The sequence below is a fragment of the Pseudomonas sp. FeS53a genome (genome assembly GCF_000931385.1).
GTDB lineage: Bacteria > Pseudomonadota > Gammaproteobacteria > Pseudomonadales > Pseudomonadaceae > Metapseudomonas > Metapseudomonas otitidis.
Map to the genome: position 1 here is coordinate 55,695 of NZ_JYFT01000034.1, position 22,836 is coordinate 78,530.

The 22,836-nt window shown below is 69.0% G+C and carries 25 protein-coding genes; 11 read left to right on the forward strand and 14 right to left on the reverse strand.

The annotated features are described in order from the left end of the window. The first annotated feature begins 9 nt into the window (after window positions 1-9). The 4 genes from SZ55_RS09430 to SZ55_RS09445 all read left to right on the forward strand — a co-directional run bounded on the left by SZ55_RS09430 (window position 10) and on the right by SZ55_RS09445 (window position 2,808). Window positions 10-816 carry an ABC transporter substrate-binding protein gene (locus SZ55_RS09430; protein WP_044404664.1) on the forward strand — a complete coding sequence of 269 codons (807 nt, stop codon included), beginning with the start codon at window positions 10-12 and terminating at the stop codon, window positions 814-816. A 70-nt stretch (window positions 817-886) separates the two neighbouring features. Further along, window positions 887-1,615: an amino acid ABC transporter permease gene (locus SZ55_RS09435; RefSeq protein ID WP_044404667.1), complete on the forward strand. Its 729-nt coding sequence runs from the start codon at window positions 887-889 to the stop codon at window positions 1,613-1,615. Then, a complete protein-coding gene (locus tag SZ55_RS09440; protein WP_044404670.1) occupies window positions 1,615-2,307 on the forward strand; it encodes an amino acid ABC transporter permease in 693 nt (230 codons plus the stop codon). Before SZ55_RS09435 ends, SZ55_RS09440 begins: the two co-directional genes overlap by 1 nt. Before the next feature lie 66 nt (window positions 2,308-2,373). Then, window positions 2,374-2,808 carry a CopD family copper resistance protein gene (locus SZ55_RS09445; protein WP_044404673.1) on the forward strand — a complete coding sequence of 145 codons (435 nt, stop codon included), beginning with the start codon at window positions 2,374-2,376 and terminating at the stop codon, window positions 2,806-2,808. A 13-nt stretch (window positions 2,809-2,821) separates the two neighbouring features. Here the strand turns inward: SZ55_RS09445 and SZ55_RS09450 are convergent, their stop codons facing one another. Next, the gene (locus tag SZ55_RS09450) at window positions 2,822-3,112 is read right to left on the reverse strand and encodes a hypothetical protein (RefSeq protein ID WP_044404676.1); all 291 of its coding nucleotides are present in this window, start codon (window positions 3,110-3,112) and stop codon (window positions 2,822-2,824) included. 87 nt (window positions 3,113-3,199) lie between these two features. Here SZ55_RS09450 and soxR point away from each other — a divergent pair, with 87 nt between their 5' ends. The 3 genes from soxR to SZ55_RS09465 all read left to right on the forward strand — a co-directional run bounded on the left by soxR (window position 3,200) and on the right by SZ55_RS09465 (window position 6,284). Continuing rightward, window positions 3,200-3,676, forward strand: coding sequence for a redox-sensitive transcriptional activator SoxR (soxR, locus tag SZ55_RS09455; RefSeq protein ID WP_044404679.1), 477 nt, complete (start codon window positions 3,200-3,202; stop codon window positions 3,674-3,676). 140 nt (window positions 3,677-3,816) lie between these two features. Further along, the gene (locus SZ55_RS09460; RefSeq protein WP_044404682.1) at window positions 3,817-4,200 is read left to right on the forward strand and encodes a hypothetical protein; all 384 of its coding nucleotides are present in this window, start codon (window positions 3,817-3,819) and stop codon (window positions 4,198-4,200) included. Window positions 4,201-4,346: 146 nt separating this feature from the next. Further along, window positions 4,347-6,284 carry an ankyrin repeat domain-containing protein gene (locus SZ55_RS09465; protein WP_044404685.1) on the forward strand — a complete coding sequence of 646 codons (1,938 nt, stop codon included), beginning with the start codon at window positions 4,347-4,349 and terminating at the stop codon, window positions 6,282-6,284. Here SZ55_RS09465 and SZ55_RS09470 read toward each other — a convergent pair. Genes SZ55_RS09470 through SZ55_RS28790 form a run of 3 tightly spaced genes read right to left on the reverse strand, consistent with a single transcriptional unit; the run spans window position 6,274 to window position 7,163 of the window. Beyond that, window positions 6,274-6,516, reverse strand: coding sequence for a hypothetical protein (locus tag SZ55_RS09470; RefSeq protein WP_044404688.1), 243 nt, complete (start codon window positions 6,514-6,516; stop codon window positions 6,274-6,276). The genes SZ55_RS09465 and SZ55_RS09470 overlap by 11 nt on opposite strands. 15 nt (window positions 6,517-6,531) lie before the next feature. Beyond that, window positions 6,532-7,020 (reverse strand): MgtC/SapB family protein, encoded by a 489-nt coding sequence (locus SZ55_RS09475; protein ID WP_044404691.1) that lies wholly within the window; start codon window positions 7,018-7,020, stop codon window positions 6,532-6,534. An 11-nt stretch (window positions 7,021-7,031) separates the two neighbouring features. Further along, complete coding sequence (locus SZ55_RS28790; protein WP_152644462.1) at window positions 7,032-7,163, reverse strand: PSPA7_2676 family Cys-rich small protein; 132 nt, start codon at window positions 7,161-7,163, stop codon at window positions 7,032-7,034. Window positions 7,164-7,328: 165 nt separating this feature from the next. Here SZ55_RS28790 and SZ55_RS09480 point away from each other — a divergent pair, with 165 nt between their 5' ends. Both SZ55_RS09480 and SZ55_RS09485 read left to right on the forward strand, forming a co-directional pair. Next, complete coding sequence (locus SZ55_RS09480; RefSeq protein WP_044404694.1) at window positions 7,329-7,550, forward strand: hypothetical protein; 222 nt, start codon at window positions 7,329-7,331, stop codon at window positions 7,548-7,550. 20 nt (window positions 7,551-7,570) lie between these two features. Beyond that, complete coding sequence (locus tag SZ55_RS09485; RefSeq protein WP_044404697.1) at window positions 7,571-8,206, forward strand: NAD(P)-dependent oxidoreductase; 636 nt, start codon at window positions 7,571-7,573, stop codon at window positions 8,204-8,206. Between the two features lie 19 nt (window positions 8,207-8,225). Here SZ55_RS09485 and katE read toward each other — a convergent pair whose 3' ends face one another. From katE to SZ55_RS09530, 9 genes are all read right to left on the reverse strand, one after another. Continuing rightward, window positions 8,226-10,361 (reverse strand): catalase HPII, encoded by a 2,136-nt coding sequence (gene katE / locus SZ55_RS09490; RefSeq protein ID WP_044404700.1) that lies wholly within the window; start codon window positions 10,359-10,361, stop codon window positions 8,226-8,228. 85 nt (window positions 10,362-10,446) lie between these two features. Then, complete coding sequence (locus SZ55_RS09495; RefSeq protein WP_044404703.1) at window positions 10,447-10,626, reverse strand: general stress protein; 180 nt, start codon at window positions 10,624-10,626, stop codon at window positions 10,447-10,449. Between the two features lie 112 nt (window positions 10,627-10,738). Continuing rightward, window positions 10,739-12,943 (reverse strand): ankyrin repeat domain-containing protein, encoded by a 2,205-nt coding sequence (locus SZ55_RS27085; RefSeq protein ID WP_052807569.1) that lies wholly within the window; start codon window positions 12,941-12,943, stop codon window positions 10,739-10,741. Between the two features lie 117 nt (window positions 12,944-13,060). Next, on the reverse strand, window positions 13,061-14,332 hold the full coding sequence (locus SZ55_RS09505; protein WP_044404706.1) for an NAD(P)/FAD-dependent oxidoreductase: 1,272 nt from the start codon (window positions 14,330-14,332) through the stop codon (window positions 13,061-13,063). A 2-nt stretch (window positions 14,333-14,334) separates the two neighbouring features. After that, entirely contained in the window at window positions 14,335-15,912 is a 1,578-nt protein-coding gene (locus tag SZ55_RS09510) for an aldehyde dehydrogenase (NADP(+)) (protein WP_044404709.1), read from the reverse strand. A 57-nt stretch (window positions 15,913-15,969) separates the two neighbouring features. Further along, the gene (locus SZ55_RS09515) at window positions 15,970-16,917 is read right to left on the reverse strand and encodes a dihydrodipicolinate synthase family protein (protein ID WP_044404712.1); all 948 of its coding nucleotides are present in this window, start codon (window positions 16,915-16,917) and stop codon (window positions 15,970-15,972) included. 45 nt (window positions 16,918-16,962) lie between these two features. Further along, on the reverse strand, window positions 16,963-17,889 hold the full coding sequence (locus tag SZ55_RS09520; protein WP_044404716.1) for a 4-hydroxyproline epimerase: 927 nt from the start codon (window positions 17,887-17,889) through the stop codon (window positions 16,963-16,965). Window positions 17,890-17,901: 12 nt separating this feature from the next. Next, on the reverse strand, window positions 17,902-18,933 hold the full coding sequence (locus tag SZ55_RS09525) for an Ldh family oxidoreductase (RefSeq protein WP_044404719.1): 1,032 nt from the start codon (window positions 18,931-18,933) through the stop codon (window positions 17,902-17,904). Window positions 18,934-18,972: 39 nt separating this feature from the next. After that, window positions 18,973-20,595: an APC family permease gene (locus SZ55_RS09530; RefSeq protein ID WP_044404722.1), complete on the reverse strand. Its 1,623-nt coding sequence runs from the start codon at window positions 20,593-20,595 to the stop codon at window positions 18,973-18,975. A gap of 276 nt (window positions 20,596-20,871) precedes the next feature. On the opposite strand from SZ55_RS09530, the gene SZ55_RS09535 reads away from it, so the two are divergent. Both SZ55_RS09535 and SZ55_RS09540 read left to right on the forward strand, forming a co-directional pair. Next, window positions 20,872-21,642 carry an AraC family transcriptional regulator gene (locus tag SZ55_RS09535; protein WP_044404725.1) on the forward strand — a complete coding sequence of 257 codons (771 nt, stop codon included), beginning with the start codon at window positions 20,872-20,874 and terminating at the stop codon, window positions 21,640-21,642. Between the two features lie 117 nt (window positions 21,643-21,759). Further along, a complete protein-coding gene (locus tag SZ55_RS09540) occupies window positions 21,760-22,323 on the forward strand; it encodes a DUF4124 domain-containing protein (RefSeq protein ID WP_044404728.1) in 564 nt (187 codons plus the stop codon). Between the two features lie 99 nt (window positions 22,324-22,422). On the opposite strand, the gene SZ55_RS09545 is transcribed toward SZ55_RS09540, so the two are convergent. After that, a complete protein-coding gene (locus SZ55_RS09545) occupies window positions 22,423-22,833 on the reverse strand; it encodes a tetratricopeptide repeat protein (protein WP_044404731.1) in 411 nt (136 codons plus the stop codon). Window positions 22,834-22,836 lie beyond the last annotated feature (3 nt).

Here is a 22,836-nt window from a genome sequence, read left to right on the forward strand (position 1 = left end):
TGTCATTTCATGAAGAAACTCACTGCCGTTACCGCCCTTGCCCTGGCCGTACTGTCCGGCCTGGCCCATGCCGACCGCCTCGAAGACATCCGCAAGGCCGGCGTCCTCCGGGTCGCCGCCTTCGACAGCAACCCGCCCTTCGGCTTCGTCGACCCGCAGACCAAGCAACTGGCCGGCCTCGACGTCGACTACGCCAAGGCCCTGGCCGGCAAGCTGGGCGTGAAGCTGGAGCTGCTGCCCACCAACCCGGCCAACCGCATTCCGCTGCTGACCGCCAACAAGGTGGACCTGGTGCTGGCCAACTTCACCATCACCCCCGAGCGGGCCCAGCAGGTGAACTTCAGCATTCCGTACTTCGCCTCCGGCCAGCAGTTCATCGTGCGCAAGGGCACCCTGACCGAGCCGGAGCAACTGAACAAATGGCGCGTGGGCGTGGACAAGGGCACGGTCAACGAAGGCGTCCTGCGGGAGAAGTTCCCCGGCGCCAAGGTTATCGCCTACGACGACACCCCCTTCGCCTTCACCGCCCTGCGCAACGGCCAGGTGCAGGCCATCACCCAGGATGGGCCCAAGCTGATCGGTCTGCTGGCCAACGTGCCGGACAAGGACAAGTACGAGGTGCCGCCCTTCACCATCTCCAACGACCTGATCGGCGTCGGCATTCCCAAGGGCGAGGCAGCCCTGACCGAGTTCGTCGACCAGTCGCTGCGCGAGCTGGAAAACAGCGGCGACGCCCAGAAGATCTACGACGCCTGGTTCGGCCCGAGCACGCCGACGCCCCTGGCTCGCCTCTACCGGATCGGCGACAAGAGCTGATCGCCCTCTCTCCCTGCGCCCCGCTTCGGTGGGGCGCAGTCGTTGATGCCTCTGCTCCGGAAATCCAACCATGTTCGGCGACCTCCTCGCCCCGCTTTACCTGCAGTGGCTGCTGGACGGCTTCCTGCTGACCCTCGGCCTTTCCGCCCTGTGCTGCCTGCTGGCCACCCTGCTCGGCGCGCCCCTGGCCATCGCCCGCCTGGCGCCCTCGCGCTACGGGTCGTGGCCGGCGCAGGCCTTCCTGACCGCCTTTCGCAATACGCCCCTGCTGGTGCAGCTGTTCTTCTGGTACTTCGGCGTGCCGGCGCTGTTGCCGGAAGCACTGGTGTTCTGGCTCAACAGCCCGCACGAATTGGCCATCGGGCCGCTGGTGCTGGCCTGGCCGTCGTTCGAGTTCCTCGCCGGGGCCTGGGGCCTGACGCTCTACACCACGGCCTTCGTCGCCGAGGAGTTCCGCGCCGGCATCGCCTCGGTGCGCCCGCAGCAGCGCGAGGCCGGCCTGGCACTGGGCATGACACCTGGCCAGGTGTGGCGCGTGGTGCTGCTGCCCCAGGCGCTGCGCACGGCCTTCGCCCCGCTGCTGGGGCAGTACATGAACGCGCTGAAGAACTCCTCGCTGACCATGGCCATCGGCCTGGCCGAGCTGTCCTACGCCTCGCGCCAGGTCGAGACGGAAACCTTCAAGACCTTCCAGGCCTTCGGCCTCGCCACCCTGCTGTACATCGGCACCATCGCGCTGATGGAAGCCCTCGGCCAGGTGGTGCAGCACAGCCGGCGCTACCGCCAGGGAGCCGCCTGATGGACGTCTCGGTCATCCTCGACAACCTCGACTACCTGCTGCTGGGCCCCTGGCCCGAGGGCCCGCTGGGCGGCGCCGCACTGACGCTGGTGCTGGCCCTGTGCTCGGCCCTGGCGTCGGCGCTGATCGGCCTGGTGCTGGGCATCGCACTGGCCCTGTCGAAGGGCCGCTGGCGCCTGCTGCTGGTGGGCGTGCTGGGCTTCTTCCGGGCGATCCCGGTGCTGATGCTGGTGTTCTGGACCTACTTCCTGCTGCCCATCGTCTTCCACGTGGACGTGCCCGCCCTGGCCACGGTGGTCTGCGCCCTCTCGCTGATCGGCGGGGCCTACCTGGCCCACTCGGTCAGCGCCGGCATCCTCAGCCTGCCGGAGGGCCAATGGCACGCGGCGCGCGCCCTGGGCATGCGCCCCTGGCAGGTGCTGCGCTGGGTGATCCTGCCCCAGGCCCTGCCGATCATGCTGCCGTCATTCCTCAACCAGTGGGTCTCGCTGATCAAGGACACCTCCCTGGCCTATGTCATCGGCGTCGGCGAGCTGTCGTTCGTGGCCACCCAGGTGAGCAACCGGGTGATGGTGCACCCCACGGAGATCTTCCTCTTCGTCGCCCTGCTCTACTTCGTCCTGTGCACCAGCCTGGACCTGGCGGCCGGTGCGCTGGCGCGCTACGGCGGCGGCCCCCGGCAGGCGCGTTGACGCGGGTCATGGCACTGCCCTGGCGAGCCGTCATGATCCGCCCACCCTGCCGCCCGAGGACCCGCCATGACCTACCTGCTGCTCAAGTTCGTGCACATCACCGCTGCGGCGTTCTTCATCGGCGGGGTGTTCTTCGAGGTGATGATCCTCAGCCGCGCCACACCGGTGCTGGACGAAGACGCCCGCAGCCGCCTGTCCCAGGCCCTCGGCAAGCGCGCCCGGCAGGTGATGCACTGGGTGGTGCTGGCACTCTACGGCGCCGGGCTGGGCCTCGCCTGGCACTACCGCGCGGTGCTGGCGGCGCCCTTCGCCAGCCACTTCGGCACCCTGCTGGTGCTGAAGATCAGCCTGGCGCTGAGCATCCTCGGGCACTTCCTGCTGGTGGTCCTGCTGATGCGCAGCGGCCGCATGACGCCCGCCCGCTCCCGCCTGATCCACCGCAGCGTGCTGCTGCAGATGCTCGCCATCCTGTTCCTCGCCAAGGGCATGTTCCTGCTCTGACGTCCGGTGTGCCCTACTCGAACCACACCGAGCGGGCCCCGTAGCGCCAGATGGCCTCGCCCAGCAGTTGCGCACCGCAGGAGCCGTCTCCCAAAGCCTGGTGAGCGGCCTGCGGCGAGCGCCAGCGGCTGCGCTGGACCAGCCAGTCGCCGTCGGTGCCGACCTCCAGGGAGCTTTCCAGCAACCCCTGGTGCGACGCCAGGCAAGCGGCCAGACGTGGTGCCAGCCCCTCCAGCAGCGCCTGGCGGCGCTCGGGATCGAAGGCGAATCGGATGGCGGTGTGGATTTCCTCTGCGTACTGCATGTCCCGACTCCTCTGCGGACCGATCTTGTGCATGAACGGCGCCGAGGGTAAAACCTCAACTTAACTTGAGGTCAAGAGCCCAGCACGATGCCCGCCGTCACACCCACCAACATCCACAAGCCCCTCACCGTCGGCCAGGTCGCCGAACGCAGCGGCGTACCGGTTTCCACCCTGCATTTCTACGAAGCCAAGGGGCTGATCCGCAGCACCCGCAACGCCGGCAACCAGCGCCGCTACGCCCGCGATGTGCTGCGCCGGGTGGCGATCATCAAGGTCGCGCAACGCCTGGGCGTGCCCCTGGCGGAAATGGCCGAAGCCCTGGCCGCCCTGCCCGAAGGCCGCACCCCCACCGCCGCCGACTGGCATGCCCTCTCCGAACGCTGGCGCCACGAGCTGGACCAGCGCATCCAGCGCCTCACCGCCCTGCGCGACCAGCTCAACGGCTGCATCGGCTGTGGCTGCCTGAGCATGGAAACCTGCCCCCTGCGCAACCCCGGCGACGCCCTGGCCGAGTTCGGCAGCGGGCCGATGCTGCTGGAGGACGGTTCGAAGCCAGACGCTTAAGCTGGATTCACAAGCCCCCATGGAACGCACGAACCATCATGAAAAACGCTCAGGAGCGGCACTTCGCCAGCATTCATTTCTGTGCCTAGAATCCGGGGGCGGTAATTTCCACGCTACGGATACTGACAGGAGTCTTTCCCATGCCGGCACAACAACTGTTCGAAAAGATCCGCGACGCTTTGCAAAACGGCGCCATCATCGAGGGCGATAACTACCAGGCCAAGATCGACATACTTCAACCTTTGGTCGATGGTTTCTCACCGGATTTACCGGTTCGCCTGGTGTCTTACCAGAACCACAATGGTGCACGTGACATCTCCGATGCAGTCGAAGCGGAGGTGCCCTACATCCTTGGGGTTCGCATCCGTTCCACTGATCAACAAGGGAGGCTGCAGGTCAACGCACACCCTCATGTGCAAGCCAATTACCTCACTCTGTTCGCCGACACGGTCGATACAGGTGTCCCAGCCCCCTTGGAAGGCAACTTCAGAGCGGACGTCGTGCTTTATAAACGCTGCCCGTAACACCCTCGCCCCCCCCCTCCCGAGCCCGCCGCTGACTCCCCGTCGGCGGCGTCGCTACTCCAGTTCCGCCCCTGAGACAAACACCCGGTACAACAACGCCGATTGCATTACATTGCCGACCTTTCCATCGGCAAGGGACTGCAACGTTGAACCTATTCTCTGGCGCCACTGCCCGGCGCATCGGCATCCGTGGGCTTGGCCTTGCGCTGGCCCTGCTGGCAGGCGCTCCCGTGGCCCTGGCCTTCGACATCGACATGGCCGGGATCAAATGGTCGGGTATGGCCCGCAAGTTCGTGCTCGACCGTCCGGAAACGGCCACCCTGGAGATCAAGCCATTCCGCCTGCCGGGCCTGGCGCAGGTGCCGGCGCGTATCGTCCTGAGCCAGCATCGCGGGTTGTTCTACCTCAATGCCTACCAGGACCTGGCGTACCAGCAGCGGGTCTACAAGTCGCCGCCCATTGCCCTGTTCAGCCCCGAGGAACTGCGCGCCTGCGAGCCCTCGGATTTTCCCATCCGGGTCAGCGAGCGCTGGCCAGCGAGCAACACCCTGGACACCGGCCTCAGCCTCACGTCGCTGAGCTTCGACTGTTCGGCCCCCTCGGACTGGCAGCTCAGCCAGCGCTACCTGCTGGTCGACCAGCGCGATCCGCAGAACCCGCTGCTGGCCATCAGCCACCGCCGCGACATGGACCGGATGGACTTCACCCCGCTGCAGCCCATCAGCGAGGCAATCGCGCAGCAGTGGTTGCAGGCCTTGCAGAAGTTTCCACCCTGGTTCCGCCCCTTCACCAGCGCCAATGGAACGATCACCCTCAACGCCTATGTGCCGGCCCAGTCCCCGGATGACACCTGGAAGCAGTTCCGTGCCCTGCACCAGCAACTGCTGAAGACCAAGGACAAGCGGCCGGGCATCCGCGAGGTGGAAGACTTCTTCGCCCTTCATGACTTCCGCAGCATCGCCACCGAGCGCCGCGAATACCCAGGCCTGCTCAACGACATCGCCTTCTGGGCCAGCGAGGCCGGCCAGCTGCAAACCGCCCGCCCCTGGCTCGAAGAAGTGCTGCGCCGCGACCCGGGGCGCATGCCTGCCTACCTCAACCTGGCGGACCTGGATTGGGCGATCTACCAGCAGCGCCCTGAGTACACCATCCTCCAGGGCCGAGCCGTCGAGGCCTACCGGGTGTACTGCGGCCTGCGCCTGAAACGCCAGATGAGCATTCCGCCCCGGGTGCTCGAACGCCTGGGCATCACCACTGCCAACCCGCTGGCCTGCCAGGGTTTCTGGCCGCTGGTGGCTGCCGTGGACGCCGGCGACCTGGCCGAGGTGCAGCGTCTGCTGGCCAGCGGCATCAGCGGCGAGGTCATGGCCGACGATGGCCGCAGCGCCCTGCTGCACGCCCTGGACGCGCCGCATCTGGACATCGCCCGGCTGCTGCTGGAGCACGGCGCGCGCACCAGCGGTCTCTACAACGGCAGCACCTTGGCGGTCCTGACCATGCAACGCGACCTGAGAGACAACCTCGACCTGAGCCAGGGCGGACGCTTGAAGTTCCTCATCGAGGCCGGTGTCCGCATCGACGAGCCGGACAGCCGAGGCGAGACGCCCCTGATGCAGATGGCCGGAAACACGCGTGGTCTGCAGGCCTTCGGTTGGCTGCTGCGTTACCCGCAAGATCTCGATGTGCGCAGCAAGGACGATGGCGAAACCGCTCTGTACCGAGCCTTTTCCGCCCACAATCTAGGGGCCGTGAGGCAACTGATAGCCGCCGGCGCCAACCTCGACCTGAGCTACGGCCGTGGCACCTGCCATGGCCAGCCCATCGGCAAGAGCCTGCTGACCCTGGTGGCCGAGCAGACCGCTGCCGATGCCCAGTCCCCTACCGTCAGCCAGCGGGACACCCTGGCGTTGTTCACCCTGCTGCTGGAAAAAGGTGCCGATCCCACTGTCGGCCAGCAGTGCGAGAAGAAGGGCTACGCCCTGTTGCTGGAAGCCATCTCCCGGAACAAACGCGAGGACCTGCTCGACGTGCTGCAGCGCTTCGCCGCCGCCCCGCCTGTTCTGCAGCAACCTGCTAGAGACTGACCCCATCGCGGTAGATCACCCGCCCCTCCGGGGTGATCTCGCCGATGGCGCGGAGCATGTGGTCGGCCGCGGCTTCGGCCTCCCGGGCGCAGGTGCAGCCGGGGGCGTACACCCAGAGCACTTGCACCTGCGCATCCTCGCGGCTCGGCTGGTACTCGATCAGGCCGACGTAGCCGTTGCCGCTGGGCATGGCGTCGGTCCAGGCGATGGCGTAGGGAAAGTCACGGAACATGGGGTATCCAGGTGGTCAGCGCTGGGGCCGGTCGAAGCGGCCCAGCAGGTGCGGCAACAGGTTGAGGATGGCCAGCACCACCAGGGCGGCCAGCAAGGCGGTGGCTTCGTAGCCGAGGCCGACAGTGACGCCGATGGCGGTGGTGGACCAGAGGCCGGCGGCGGTGGTCAGCCCCTTCACTTCGTCCATGCGGTCGCGCTTGAGAATGGTGCCGGCGCAGAGAAAGCCGATGCCCGCCGTCAGCCCCTGGATCACCCGGCTCATGGCGTCGTGCTCGGCTCCCGCCATCTGCGGTACCAGGACGAACAACGCCGCCCCCAGCGCCACCAGCATGTGGGTCCGCACCCCGGCGGCCTTGCCGTGCTGCTCTCGCTCGAAACCCAGCAGGCCGCCCAGCAGCGCAGCCAGAAACAGCCGCAGCACCACGCGGGTGGCCCGGGCCGGGTCCTCCAGGTCGGCGAACTCCTCGGCCAGGGTCTCCAGCACACGCTCCCAGGCGCTCACCCGCTATCGCCTCAGGGCGCCAGGGGCAGGTAGCGGCAGGCACCGCAGCGGCTGCACACCTGGCACAGCATCGCCTCGCGGCCCATGGTCACTTCGGTTCCGGCGGCCCAGCTGCAGCCACCCAACAGACACAACAGGGTCATTGCATCCTCCTTCGGCCAACGGGCCGGACGGGTCCTGTCAGAGACTTTGATGCGGCGGCAGCGAGTTGGTTTGAGGTTTTTCAGCGCCGCGCCGCCCAGCCGGAAAGCTGAACTCGCTCCAAGGGCCGGGTGGTCTAGAGGGTGAACCACACCGAGGAGACGACCATGAGCCGACACCGCTTCCTGGTGAGCTACATCCACGACAACCAGCCCGGTTCCGTGGAGGTGGAATCCACCCACGCCCACCTCACGCCGGAGCAGGCCCGCCTGCAGGTGCAGACCCTGCGTGGCATCGACGACCCGTCGCGCCTCAGCGACATCCAGGTCACCCCCATCCTCCATGCCAAGGAGCCCGGCACCACGCCCGGCCATTACCAGCAACCCTGACGCAGCCGCCCGAGGCCCACATGCACAACCTGGAAACCCCGACCTACAAGCTGGCGCTGTTCGGCGCCCGCAGCAGCCTCGGCAGCGCCCTGCTGGTGGAGGCCCTGTCCCGCCAGTGGGAAGTGACGGCCCTGGTGGACGATCTCAACGCACTGGACAGCCGCCCCGGTCTGCGCACCAAGGTGGGTGCGTTGGACGACGCCCTGGCAGCGAGCCAGGCCGTGGCGGGCATGGATGCGGTGCTCTGCTACCTGCCGGGCGTGCCCCTGGCACCGGAGCGGGCCATGCGCAGCGATGGCGCCTTCGACCAGGCCTTCATCGCCATCGGCGCACTGCTCGACGGCCTGGCGGTGGCGCGGGTCAAGCGCCTGATGGTGATCGCCGACTTCGGCTGGATGGACACCGACAGCGGCCACCCGGCCCAGCCTGGCCAACAGCTCCAGCAGCGCCTGGTGGACAGCCCGCTGGCCTGGACCCTGGCCGACTCGCCCGCCGGAGCGGAAACGCCCGGCCAGTACCTGACCCTGGCGGACTTCCGCGAAGGCCACGAGGAACCCCGGGTATCGGCCCTGATCGCCCAGGCCCGGGCGCTGCTGGACGAGTGCCGCCTCGCCGCCCACGTGCGCCAGCGGGTGAAGCTGGACGCCAGCGGCTGAGCCGCTGGCGCCCGCCGGTTCAGGCCGGGATGATGGCGGCCTTGGGCTCGCGGGCCCAGACCCGGTGCCGGGCGATGGCCTCGAAGAAGGCCTGGCGCACCGCGTTGGCATCGGGCCCGCTCAGCAAGCCGTCGTCCTCCTCCAGGTAGAGCTGGCTGGCCAGGTCCCCCGCCTCTGCGCAGAGGGCAATGGCCTTGAGGTGCTTGTAGGCCTCCAGCAGGTAGTGCAGCGCCTCGCCGTTGCGGCTCAACGCCTTGGCCGCTGCCACCCCGCCGGGGACGAACACCGCGTCGAAGGCGATGGAGGGCAAGCCGGCGAAGGTCGCGTCCGGCTGCAGCTTCTGGCCCTCGGCGGACACCACCGGGGCCGAGCTGGGGGCCAGCAGCTTGGCGCTCGCCCCGGCCTGCTCCAGTGCGTCCCTCAGCGTTTCCACGTCACGCCCACAGGCGCCGTCGGCCAGCAGGATGGCCACCTTGCAGGAGCGGATGTTGCCCGGCAGCAGGTTCATCTGGCTGAGGGCCGGCGACTGCTGCAGGCTGCCGTCCGTCACCGCCACGGTGGGCCCGCCGGGTGGCGTGATGCCGAGGTTCTCGGCCACCTGGCGCGCCAGGTCAAGGTCGATGTTGGCGAGGATCTCGTTCACCTGCCGCTCGCGGATGGCCGCGCGCTCCACCTTGCCCAGCTCGAAGCTGTAGGCAGCGACGATGTGCCCGCGCTCCACCTCGCTCATGCTGCGGTAGAACAGCCGGGCCTGGGAGAAGTGATCGCCGAAGGAGTCCGCGCGCTTGCGCAGCTTGGTGCCGGAAACCGGCTCGTGATAGCTGCTGAAACCACCGTTGCGCGCGGCCGGCGGTGTCTCCTTCGGCCAGCCACCGTCGATGGAGTTGGGCTCGTAGGCGGCACGCCCCTTGTTGATGGTCTGCCGGTGCATGCCGTCGCGCTGGTTGTTGTGGAACGGACACAACGGCCGGTTGATCGGCAGCTCGTTGAAGTTCGGCCCGCCCAGGCGCGACAGCTGGGTGTCGGTGTAGGAGAACAGCCGGCCCTGCAACAGCGGGTCGTTGCTGAAGTCGATGCCGGGCACCAGGTGGCCGGGGTGGAAGGCGGCCTGCTCGGTCTCGGCGAAGAAGTTGTCCGGGTTGCGGTCCAGCACCAGGCGCCCCACCACCTTCACCGGGACGATTTCCTCAGGCACCAGCTTGGTGGGGTCGAGCAGGTCGAAGTCGAAGGCGTGCTCCTCATCCTCCGGGATCAGTTGCAGGCCCAGCTCCCACTCCGGGTAGTCACCGCGCTCGATGTCCTCCCAGAGCATGCGCCGGTGGAAGTCCGGGTCCTTGCCGGCCAGCTTCTGCGCCTCGTCCCAGACCAGGGAGCGCACACCGGACACCGGCCGCCAGTGGAACTTCACCAGGGTCGAACGGCCATCGGCATTGACCAGGCGGAAGGTGTGCACGCCGAAGCCCTGCATGGCCCGGTAGCCCACCGGGATGGCGCGGTCGGACATGGTCCAGAGCACCATGTGCGCCGACTCCGGCACCAGCGAGACGAAGTCCCAGAAGGTGTCGTGGGCGGAGGCGCCGGTGGGGATCTCGTTGTGCGGCTCGGGCTTCACGGCGTGGACGAAGTCGGGGAACTTGATCGCGTCCTGGATGAAGAACACCGGCATGTTGTTGCCCACCAGGTCGAAGTTGCCCTCGTCGGTGTAGAACTTCACCGCGAAGCCGCGCACGTCACGCACGGTATCGGCGGAGCCGCGCGGCCCCTGTACGGTGGAGAAGCGCACGAACACCGGGGTGCGCTTGGACGGGTCGTTGAGGAAGTCCGCCTTGGTGTACTCGGCCAGCGATTCGTAGACCTGGAAGTAGCCGTGGGCGGCCGCGCCCCGGGCATGGACGATGCGCTCGGGAATGCGTTCATGGTCGAAGTGGGTGATCTTCTCCCGCAGGATGAAGTCCTCCAGCAGCGACGGGCCACGCTCGCCAGCGCGCAGGCTGTTCTGGTTGTCCGCGATGCGGGTGCTGGTGTTGGTGGTCAGGGCCTCGCCGGTGGCGTCCTCGCGGTAGGCCTCGAGCTGCTTGATCTTGCGGCTGGTGTTGCGGCGGTCTTCGGTGTCGGTACCGGCGAGATCGCTGCCGGCGCCTTTCTTGTCGGTCATCGGGGTGTCCTCGGCTGGGCAATGGGGCCGCTGGGCGGCGGGTGGATGACCGGGCCGGCGGCAACTGCCGCCGGCCCGGTGGCGCTCAGTCCTCGCTGGTGCGCCGGGCGTGGCTGCGTTGCCCGCCCTTGCGGCCGGCGGCCGATGCCCGTTCCGGGTCGTTGCGGAAGTTGCCCCCGCTCACCTGCCCGCCTTTCTTGCCGGCCTCGGATGCACGCTGGGGGTCTTCCGCGAAGTTGCCTTTGCCACCTCGATGTTGAGCCATTGCACGGTCCTCTCTTGTCTGTGGGTCCATTCGGGTCCGGCGTCGATGACGCCTAGAACGTCTGAGGACCGGGACGGCGAGAGGTTCTAACTTTTTGCCAGGCGGAGCGGGCTCAGGGCGCGGGCAGCACCTGCAGCCCTTTCAGGTCGCAGCCCTGGTCGCAGCGCAGGACGGTGAGGGTCTGGCTCCCGTCGAGCACCCTCGCCTCCTCCACCACCGGCGGCGCCTGCGTGTCCGAGGCGGCCTTCCAGCCCAGGCGCTCGGTGTGGATGACGATGCGTGACGGGTGGGCCAGGTAGAGGTATTCGCGGCCATCGAAGGTCGGCCCGCTGCCCTTGATCACGTCCAGCTGCACGTCGTCGTAGACCAGCGAGGCAACCGTATAACCGCCTTCGGGGACGGCGTGCCCGACCAGGTTGGCCGCGCGTTGCGCACTGGGGTCTGCACGCCAGGCCTGGTAGCGGGCGTACAGCGGCCCCGCGTTGCAGTAGAGCCGGTCGTTGTAGCGGGTCGAGCCGGCCCTCTCGCAGGCCAGGGCCTGGTTGTGCCAGGCATTGGCCACCAGGCGGGCATCGCGGCTGCCGTCGATCAGGGCCTGCCCGGCCTGCAGGGAAAGGCCGTAATCCCCGTCCCGCAGCGCCACCAGGGACAGGTCGGCCAGCGCCCGCTCATGACCAGGCTGCAGGTTGATCGCCAGGTCGAGCGCTCGCAGCGCGCGCTTCAGGTCGCCGGCCTGGTAGGCCTTCTCGCCCTCCAGCACCAGCCGCTGGGCGCGGGCCTGCAACACCGGGGCCGACGACGGTTGCAGCAGCGCCGCCACCCCGGCCACCTGCCCGTCGGCAATGTTCGGGTTGCGCTCGGCGGCACCTGGCGCGGTGTACTGCTGCAGCCAATCCAGGGGCGTGCGCCCCGGCTCGCCGTCCCAACGGGCCTTGATGGCGGGCTCGGCGCCTCTGTCCAGCAGCAGCTTCACCAGCTCCGGGCCGGCATAGCGCGCGGCGTAGTGCAGCGCTGTCATGTTGGTGGTCCGCAGGCTGTAGCTGCAGCCATCCACGGGTATCAGGGTGGTCGCGTTGGGGTAGGCCCCCTTGTCCAGCAGGGTGCGAGCGCTCTGCACCTGGTTGTACTGGGCGGCGTACATCAGCGGCGTCTTGCCGAAGGCGTTCGCCTGGTTGACGTCGGCACCCTGCTCGATCAGGTAGGCCAGGGCCTCGGGGTAGTCGATGGCCACCGCCAGGTCGTCGATCTTGCCCGGCAACGCGCGGATCTCGGCCATCGGCCGGTGGGCAAGGATGGCGTCACGCAGGGCGGCCTCGTCCTTCGGGTAGGGCGCGTACTGGTAGAAGCGGATGCCCTCGCTGACAGCGTTCTGCAGCGCCTGCCGGGACAGGGCAGCCGCCTGCGCCTTGGCCAGGCCGTAACGCTGGGCGAAGAAGGCGGCGACAGTCGCCTGGCTGCGCTCCATCTGCTGGACGAACGCCTCGTAGGCCTGGCGCTCGAACACACCCTTGTCGGCCCAGCGCTGCAGGCCCTGCAGGTCCTGGTCGTAGGTGCCGGTGGGGTTATCGACGCGCTCGAAAACCGCCCACGGACGGTAATGGACCGCCTGCAACGCGTCATGCATGGCCGTTTCCCAACGGGCGTGGGTGCGCGCGCTGCCGCACATCCAGCCGGCGTCCTGCCGGACCCGCGCCGCAGCCCGCTCCATCGCCTCCACTGCCGAGCGCACCGCTGCGGGGATGCTCTGGGCGATCTGCGCCTCATCCGGCCCGGTGCTGATCCGGCAGGTGGTCCAGGTCAGGTCGTCGTTGAGGCGGCTGACCTCCAGCCGGTCCGGCTGGCCGTCGATGCCGCTGCCGATGCTGACGTAGCGGTCGTCCCGGTCCTTGAACAGCTCCACGTCGACGGCCGGGCCGGGCAGCCCTTTTGCCAGCTGCTCCAGCGTCTCGCGGTCCTGCCCCGGCGTGCGGCTGGCGATCACCTGGTAACGCTCGCAAGCACCGCCACAGCCCGGGTGGGTCAGCAAATCGAAGTAGACCGGCCCCTGGCCGGCCTCGGCGCCACGCAGTTCGACACGCTGCATACCGGGCAGCACGAACGCCGCCCAGCGCTTGCGGGTGAGGAAGTGTGCCCTGGCCGCCTTCAGCACCTCGTCGCAGAAGGCGCCGTCCCCAGCCACCCGTTGCGGGGTGAACCAGGCCTTCGCCGAGGCGTTAGTCCCCGCCTGCTCGGCTGTGGTGGCCCAGGTGGCGGGCGTCACGCTCAGCAGCAACAGCGTCGACAGGCAGCGGGCAGTACGGGAAGCGGTCAGGGGCATGGTCTTCATCCTTGAGGGAGGGCCCAGGGCCTTCCCGGTGGCGTCCGGAAAATCGGCGTAGCAGACGCCTTTGGCCCTTTGCCGTCAATCACGACCCGTTGGTTTCCGTGACGCGGTTCAGCCCTTCCTCGGCCCGCCGAAGCGCCCCAGCCGGTACGCCTCCAGCCCCGCCAAGGCCTGCCCCTGGGCCAATTGGCCGATGTACTCGGCGGTGACGGCAGCCTGGGTCAGCCCGAGGTGCTGGTGGCCGAAGGCGAGCAGGACGCGGCCCTCGCCCACCCGGTCGATGATCGGCAGCGAGTCCGGCAGCGAGGGCCGGAAGCCCATCCAGGGGCTGGCGCCTTCGGTGTCCAGCTCGTCACGGAACAGCCCCTGGCTGAGGCGGTGCAGTTGCCAGGCGCGGGCCATGTTCGCCGGCTTTTCCAGCCCGGCGAACTCCACGGTGCCGGCCAGCCGCAGGCCGTCGGCCATGGGCGTCATGATGAACCGCCGCTCGAGGCTGGTGACGGCGAACGGCAGCCGCCCCTGTTCGCGGGGCAGCATCAGGTGGTAGCCGCGTTCGGTATCCAGCGGCACCCGCGTGCCGGTGAGGCGTTCGGTGAGCGGCGCGGAGTGGGCGCCGCAGGCCAGCAGCACCTGGCGGGCGCGCAGGCTGCCGTCGTCCAGCCTCAGGGCGACGCCCCCTGCCAGCCGGTGGCCATCGAGCACGCGCTGGCGATGGAAGGTGACGCCCAGCGCCTCGGCCGCCTGCGCCAGTTCGACGACCACGCGGTGCGGGTCGATGAAGTGCCCGGTGGCCGGGAAGAACAGCCCACCGCGAATCCCGTCGCTGAGCTGGGGCGCCGCCGCGTGAACGGCCTCCGCCCCCCAGAGCGCCACCGGCACGCCCTGCCCGGCCATGCGCGCCTGGAGGGCCTGCAGCGCCGCGCGGGAGGCGTCCTGCTCGTACACCAGCAGCGAACCGTCCTCGCGCAGCAGGTCGGGCCGCTCGATGGCCTGCAGCAGGCGACGCCAGGCGCCCAGGCTGGCTTCGTTGAGGGCACGCAGGCCGGCCACGGTGCGGGCGAAGGGCGCTGCCCGCAGGTTGAGCAGCAGACGCAGGAACCAGGGGGTGGCGCGTGGCAGGTAGGTCCAGTCCAGGCGCAGCGGGCCCATGGGGTCGAGGAGCATGCCCGGCAGGCGCTTGAGGATCGACAGGTCGGCGATCGGGAACACCTGCTCGGTGGCCAGGTGCCCGGCGTTGCCGAAGGAGGCGCCCTGCCCCACGCCGTCCGGGTCGAACACCTGCACCCGCAGCCCCTGGCGCGCGAGCTGCAGGGCGCAGGCGACACCGATGACACCGGCGCCGACCACCGCGACATCCACATCCGCTGGCTGGAGATCGCCCATGTTCAGGCCTCCCGCTCGCCGTCGAGCAGCCGCCGCAACCCCAGGGGATTGGCCTCGCGCAGCGCCGCCGGCAGCAAGGCATCGGGGAAGCCCTGGTAGCACACCGGTCGCAGGAAGCGCTGGATGGCGGCGGTGCCCACCGAGGTGGAACGGGCATCCGAGGTGGCCGGGAACGGTCCGCCGTGGACCATGGCATCGCACACCTCAACCCCGGTCGGCCAGCCGTTGACCAGCACGCGGCCAGCCTTGCGTTCCAGGGTCGGCAACAGCGCGTGGGCGGCATCCAGGTCGGCATCGTCCAAGTGCAGGGTGGCGGTGAGCTGGCCCTCCAGGGCATCGAGGATGCGGGATACCTGCGCTGCGCCTTCGCATTGCACCACCAGCGCCGCCGCGCCGAAGACCTCGCCGTGCAACTGCGGGTCGGCGAGGAAGGCCTCGGCGTCGGTGACGAACAGCTGCGCCTGGCAGCGGTTCGGCCCGTCCCCGGGTTCGCCGCTGGCGACCCGGCGCACCTGCGGGTGGCGGGCCAGGGCCGCGACCCCGGCCGCGTAGGCCTGGTGGATGCCGGGGGTGAGCATCACCTGGGCCTTGCACGGGCGCAGCTGCTCGGCGGCGTGGGCGAGGAAGGCATCCAGCGCCGCCCCGCGAGGGGCGAGCAGCAGGCCCGGGTTGGTGCAGAACTGCCCGGCGCCCAGGGTCAGCGAGGCGATGAAGCCCTGCGCCAGGGCCTCGCCACGGGCCTGCAAGGCGGCGGGAAACAGCAGCACCGGGTTGATCGAACTCATCTCCGCATAGACCGGGATCGGCTCCGGCCGCGCCTGGGCCGCCTGGCACAGGGCAAGGCCACCACTGCGCGAGCCGGTGAAACCGACCGCCTTGATGCGCGGGTCCGTCACCAGGCCAAGGCCCACTTCCCGGCCGGCGCCGAACAGCAGCGAGAACACGCCTTCGGGCATGCCGCAGCGCCCGACCGCGCGGGCCACCGCTTGCCCCACCAACTCGCTGGTGCCGGGGTGGGCACCATGGGCCTTCACCACCACCGGGCAGCCGGCGGCCAGGGCCGAGGCGGTGTCGCCGCCGGCCACGGAGAAGGCCAGGGGGAAGTTGCTGGCACCGAACACCGCCACCGGCCCCAGGGGCACCTGGCGCTGGCGCAGGTCGGGCCGTGGCAGGGGTTGGCGCTGGGGTTGCGCGCGGTCGATGCGCACGTCCAGCCACTCACCCGCGCGCAGGGTGCGGGCGAAGGTGCGCAGTTGCAGGCAGGTGCGGCCGCGCTCGCCCTGCAGGCGCGCCTGGGACAGGCCCGTCTCGGCCATGGCGCGCTCGATCAGCGCCTCGCCCAGGGATTCGATGGCATCGGCGATGGCGTCGAGGAAGGCCGCCCGGGCGGCCGGTGCGGTGTCCCGGTACGGGTCGAAGGCGGCCCAGGCCAGGCTGCAGGCCTGTTCCACCTGCTGGCGGCTGGCGCCCGGGTAGGCGGGTTGCAGGTGTTGGCCGGTGGCCGGGTCAATGGCGTGGAGGGCGTCGCGGGTGCCGGGCACCGCTGCGCCGCCGATCAGCATCTTGCCTGTGAGGGTCATGGGGCATCCTGGATGGCGGGTGGGCCCCACCGCCCACGGGCGGCGGGGCGGTCGGGTTCAGGCGAGGTTCTGCTCGGCGGTCCAGTTGGCGTACCACTGGCGGAACAGGCCGTACTGCTGCTCGGCGTAGCGGCGCTGGGAGTCGCTGAGGGCGTCGCTCTCGTTGAAGTGCAGGCGGTACTCGCGGTCGCCGTTGAGCACCATCAGGTACTTGTAGAACAGCACCAGGTCGCAGCCCTCGTCGAAGGACGAGAGCACGTCCAGGGCGGCGCTCAGCTCCAGGGCCTGGCGGCGTGCGCGGGCATCGCCCTGGGCGGCCTGGCGGCTCAGCGAGACCAGCAGCAGCACCTCGCGGGGCAGCACGTTGCCGATGCCGGTGATGGTGCCGGTGGCGTTGCAGTTGACGTAGCCGTGGAACACCTGGGTGTCGACGCCGGCCATGAGGATCACCTCGTCATCCCGCGAGGTGATGTGCTCGGCGGCGTAACGCATGGCGTCGGCACCGCCGAATTCCTTGAAGCCGATCAGGTTGCGGTGCTGCCCGCGCAGTTCGAAGAACAGGTCGGCGCGGGTGGAGAAGCTGTAGTACGGGCTGTTGTAGATCACCGACGGCAGCTCCGGCGCGGCCTGCAGCACGGCAGTGAAATGCGCCTTCTGCGCCGCCGGCGAGGCCGCGCGGGACAGCAGCCGCGGGATCACCATCAGCCCCTGGGCGCCGACCTTGGCGGCATGGGCCGCGTGGGCCACCGCCTCGCGAGTGCTCACCGCGCCGGTGCCGACGATGGTGGGCACGCCGGCCTTCACCAGGCGCGCCACGCCTTCCTGGCGCTGGGCCTCGCTGAGCAGGGGCCAGTCGCCCATTGAGCCGCAGTAGACCACGCCGCTCATGCCGGCCTGGACCAGTTCGCGGCCCTTGGCCACCAGGGCGTCGTAGTCCGGCTGGCGTGCGTCGGTGCAGGGGGTCATGAGGGCGGGGATGCAGCCACGGAAGATATCGATGTTCATGCTGTCGCTCCTTGAGCAGGGATTCAGGGTTCGGGAAAACGGGGCTCAGATGCCCCAGGCGAAGGGGTCCTGCTCGTCGATGAGCAGGGTGCAGTCGGCGGTGAGGTGGGCACGCCCGGTGATGAAGGGGCGGATGCGCTCGCCCTCCCACTCGTAGTGCCCCTCGAAGCGGCTGCCGGTGATGCTGGCCTGCACCCAGCGCTGGCCGGGGGCGAGCTTGCCGTCCGCTGCCAGGCAGGCCAGCTTGGCGCTGGTGCCGGTACCGCAGGGGGAACGGTCGTAGGCCTTGCCGGGGCACATGACGAAGTTGCGGCTGTCGGCCTCGGCGTCGGCGGCGAACAGCTCGACATGGTCGATCAGCGCCCCGCCCTCGCCGTGGATGCCCTGGGCCTCCAGGGCCCGCAACATCGCCCAGGTGTAGGCGGTCAGGGCCTCGACGTTGTCCAGCTCCAGGCGCTGGCCGTGGTCGTTGACCAGGAAGAACCAGTTGCCGCCCCAGGCGATGTCGCCGTGGACCACGCCATGGCCGGGCACCTCCACCGGTACCTGCCGGCGATGGCGGTAGGCCGGCACGTTGCCGAGGGTGACGCGGCCGTCCTCGTGGAGGGTGGCGCTGACGGTGCCCACCGGGGTGTCGATGCGGTGCTCGCCGGGGGCCATCAGCCCCAGGTGCCGGAGGGACGCCACCAGGCCGAGGGTGCCGTGGCCGCACATGCCGAGGTAGCCGGCGTTGTTGAAGAAGATCACCCCGCAGGTGGCGCCCGGCGTCACCGGCGGGCGGTACAGCGCGCCCACCAGCACGTCGTTGCCGCGCGGCTCCAGCAGGCAGGCGCGGCGCCAGTGGTCATGGTGCTCGCGCAGGCTGTCGCGCTGCTCGGCCAGGGTGCGGCCGGCGGGTTCGGGAAAGCCGTCCATCACCAGGCGCGTGGGTTCGCCGCCGGTGTGGGAATCGATGACATGGATGCGCTTCATGGGTCGGCTCCGTCAGGTCGGGGAATGGGGGTGGTCGATCAGGCGCTGGATGTCGTCCAGCAGCGCCCGGCCGACCCAGACGCCTTCGCGTTCGCTGCGCTGGCGGGCGGCGAAACGCCGCTGCGACGGCAGCCGTGCGCCTTGGTCGGTGATGGCGGCGAACAGCGCCTCGGCCCGCTGCCGGCCGGCCTCCAGCTCGCTGCCGAGAAAGCGCGCGGGGTCGAAGGCCAGCAGCAGCTCGCCATGGAGCGGCGTGGCACCGGCGCCGCCGTCGAAGGCCAGGGATTCGGCGCTGGTGAGGTCGCCGATCAGCGCGCCGGCCATCAGCTCGATCATCGCTGCCAGGGCCGAGCCCTTGTGGCCGCCGAAGGTCTGCATGGCGCCCTCCAGCACGGCCCGCGCATCGGTGCTGGGCCGCCCTTCGGCATCCAGCCCCCAGCCCAGGGGAATCGGCTTGCCCTGGCGGGCGTGCAGCTCGATGTCGCCCCGGGCGATGGCGCTGGTGGCGAAGTCGAAGACGAAAGGCTCGCGCCCCTTGCGGGGCCAGGCGAAGGCCAGCGGGTTGGTGCCGAACACCCCCTGGCGGCCGCCTTCCGGGGCCACCCAGGCGTGGCTGGGGGTCATGGCCAGCCCCACCAGGCCTTCCGCGGCGATGGCCTCCACCTCCGGCCACAGCGCGGAGAAGTGGAAGCAGTTGCGGATCACCAGGGCGGCGACGCCCAGCTCGCGGGCCTGCTCCACCAGCAGCGGCAGGCCGGTCTGCAGCGCCAGCAGCGAATAGCCCCGCTGCGCGTCGACGCGGACGATGGCCGGCGCCGGGCGGCTCACCCTTGGCTGGGCCTGCGGGTCCACCTTGCCGCTGCGCAGCGAATGCACGCACACCAGCACCCGGTACAGGCCGTGGGAGTGGCATTCGTCACGCTGGCCCCGGGTGATGGTGTCGGCGATGGCGCGGGCATGGTCCTCGCCCATGCCGTTGACGGTCAGCGCACGCAGTGCCAGGGCGTGCACCTGGTCGAGGCTGAGGTTGATGAGGTCGTTCATGGTCAGACTCCTTCCGGTCATCGGGTTGCAGACAGTGGGTTAGGCGCGGCCGGGGAAGGCCGTGGCGGAAGGCGCAACGTCCGCATCGGTGCCCTCCTCGCTTTCGTCCTCGCCGCTGAGGCGGATCAGCTCGGCCGGCACGCCGGTGGTGGCGCCCCAGTGGTAGATGCCCAGGGCACAGGCGGCCACGGCGAGGGTGTCGTAGGGGTGGCCGAGCACGCCCAGGCCGCCGAAGCTGCCCAGCCAGGAGAGCAGCAGGGTCACGGCGTAGAAGCCGATCAGCCAGGCGGACGAACGCACCTGCTGGGCGATGCCCAGGTGCTCGGTGGGCACGAAGCGGCGGCACAGCAGGTAGATCACGAACATCAGGATCTGCAGGCTCAGCAGCCAGGACACGGTGTCCCAGCCGGACCAGTAGACGATCAGCGCGGCGATCACGAAGGACAGCGGCCCCATCACCGCCAGGCCCCGCACGCGGAACGGGCGCGGCATGTCCGGCGCGTTGCGGCGCAGGGCCGCCACCGTCACCGGCGCCACCGCGTAGCTCAGCACCAGGGCGGCGGACACCACGTTGATCAGCGCCTCCCAGGAGGGGAACGGCAGGGTCCAGAACACCGACAGGCCGAAGGTCAGCCACAGTGCCGGGCGCGGGATGCCGGACTGTTCATCGATGCGGGTGAAGAGGCGGAAGAAGGTGCCGGTCTGCGCCCAGCCGTAGATCACCCGCGGCGTGGCGTTCATGTAGATGTTGCCGCAGCCGCTGGGCGAGACCACCGCGTCGGCCACCACCAGGTAGGCCAGCCAGCCCACGCCGAGCACCAGGGCGATGTCGCGGTACGGCAGGGCGAACTCCTTGGACATCCCGGCCCAGCCATTGGCCAGCAGCTCGGTCGGCACCGCGCCGAGGAAGGCCACCTGCAGCAGCACGTAGATGGCGGTGGAGAGCAGCACCGAGAGGATCAGCGCGAAGGGAATGGTGCGCTGCGGATTCTTCACCTCGCTGGCCACCGAGATGATCGGCGTCAGCCCCAGGTACGCGAAGATGATGCCGCCGGCCGACACCGCCATCTCGATGCCCGAGAGGCCGAACGGCGCGAAGCCTTGCACCTGGAAGTTCTCGGGCTTGAAGAAGGTGAAGAGCACGCCGATGACCAGCAGCGGCACGATGAACTTGAACACGCTGACCAGGTTGTTGGCGCGGGCGAAGGTCTTCACGCTGCGGTAGTTGAGCCAGAAGAACAGGCACAGCAGGCCGAACTGCACCAGCCAGCCGATCAGCGTCGGGTCGCTGGAGCCCGTCTCGGTGAGGCCCGGGAACCAGGCCGCCGCGTACTGGCGGGAGGCGACCACCTCGATCGCCACCAGGCTGGAGAAGGCGATCAGCGTGATGAAGCCCATCAGGTAGCCCAGCAGCGGGCCGTGGGAGAACACCGGGTAGCGCACCACCCCGCCGGCACGCGGCAGCGCCGCCCCCAGCTCGCAGTAGATGATGCCCAGCAGCAGCACCGCGAAGCCGCCGAGGAGCCAGGAGAAGATGCCCGCAGGGCCGGCGATGGCGGAGACGTGGCTCGCCGCGAACAGCCAGCCGGAGCCGAAGATGGCCCCCAGGCCGATGAAGGTGAGGTCCGTCAGGGACAGCTGTTTCTTGAACTTTCCAGACATGGCGTAGCCTTCTTGTGCGTTATTGGATGGGCTGGAGAGATCCCTGTGCAGCACCGGGGCCTGGCGACGAATCAGGCACGGAGACGAACCGGCGCGACGGCGCCCCGAGGTCTGCAACGGCCATAGGTTGGCCCGCCCGGGCGCCTGCGGGCTTGATGCATTTCCTCGGTTCCCATGACGAAATCGGCACAGTTGGCGGAATGACCGGGCAAGGCTCGACAGGCTTCCTCCACCTGCGGCAACCTGCCGGCTCGCCGCGCACTGGGAGGCAGGACGATGCCGCAGAACCCGCTGGAAGGACTGTTCGCCGACGAGGGGCTGGAACGCCCCGAGAGCATGGACGCGCTGCTGGCCAGCGCACGGCTGCTGTTGCCGATGCTGGATGCGATCCCCAATGCGGCGATCTTCATCAAGGACACCCAGGCGCGTTACCTGCTGGCCAACCGCACCCTGGTCCAGCGCTGCGGCCTGAAGGCCTTGCAACCGCTGCTGGGCAAGACCAGCGCCGAGGTCTTCCCCGCCCAGCTCGGCCCCGGCTACACCGAGCAGGACCGCCGCGTGCTGGAACAGGGCCAGGTGCTGGAGGACCAGCTGGAGCTGCACCTCTACGGCAGCCGCGAACCCGGCTGGTGCCTGACCCACAAACGCCCCCTGCACGACCGCTCCGGGCAGGTGATCGGCCTGGTGGGCATCTCGGTGGACCTGCAATCGGCCAGCGCCAGCCACCCCGCCTACGAACGCCTGGCCGCCGTGGACGAGCACATCCGCACGCACTTCCACGAGCCCATCACCCTGGAGACCCTCACCCGCATCGCCCGCCTCTCCGTCGCCCAGCTGGAGCGCCACTGCAAGCGGGTGTTCCACCTCACGCCCCGGCAGATGATCAGCAAGGCCCGCCTGGAACACGCCCACCGCCTGCTGCAGACCGACCTACCCATCACCGACGTCGCCCTGCAATGCGGCTACACCGACCACAGCGCCTTCAGCCGCCAGTTCAAGCAGCTCACCGGCTTCACGCCACGGCAGTACCGGCAGGCGATGGAGTGAGAGTCATACAGGCCCCATCGAGCGGGCAACTCGTGCACGCCGGCCCCGTGCAGAGTGCTGTCGCATCCCAGAGCAACAGGTAGAATCCGACACCCCTCACGACTACATGGATGTTCAATGCAACTTGTCAGCGCCCTGCTTGCCTCTGCCTTGCTCCTCGCACCCGTCGCTTCGACCTCAGCCGCCATCTTCAAGTGCAAGGTGGCCGATGGCACGACCCAGTTCTCCGACCGGCCCTGCGGCACACCTGAAAATCAGGAAGTGATCGCGCATGAAACCCCATCCCCGGCCAAGACAACCGACAGTGCCGAGCAACCCGATAAGAGTGCCCTTCCGAAAGCGGACGCACAGACGAGTTACGAAGCAGCCGAGAAGGCCAGCCCACCACTGCTGACCCTGGCCGATCTTCAAGGCAAATGGTCGGATCTGGATTTCGACTCCCCCCTGCGTGGCTACTGGGTATTCGGCTCAAACACCCTGCGCATGGACCGCAAGGGCATGGCGATCCGTAACCGCGTCCAGACCACACTGCGCTTCAAGCTCAAAGGCAATCTGTTGACCATCATCCATGAGCCGGATGCCCTCCACGAGAAGCGCTGGGAAGAACGGCTGGTGGTCGAGCGTTACGTACCAGGTCGCCTGATCAACCTCGGAACGCTGGTGCTTTACCGCGTCAGATAGCGTGTTGGCCACAAGGCAGAGACGCACTACCGGCGGCAGCAGGACTTAACGCTCAGCGTCTACCCCACTCCTCGCACCGAAGCCGGTTGGGGGCGCCCATCAACTGAGGGATGTCCGCTCATCTTGCACACCCTCGGCTTCGGCCTCTTGCAACAGTCGTATGGCCTCTTTCCGGTCTGCCCTGATGCCATTCGACCCGTAGAACAGATTCAACCCGTGATAGAGCTTCGCCTGCGGGTGGCCACAGGCAGCAGCCTGCTCGAACAGGATGGCTGCCCGCTGGCAATCCTGCTCAACCCGATCCCCTGTATCGAAGCACTTCGCCAAGGCAGTGATTGCGGGGACATGGCCCAGCTCAGCCGCCTCACTGAGCATCTCGAAGCTTCTGCGTTCGAACGCCTCGATACCCTCCCCGGGAGCGAGGATCGAGCGTGCCACCTGCGGGTCCCCCTCATCCAGCAATCGTTCCGCTTCTCGTATTACGGATTCGGTATCGGTGATGTCATGCATGGA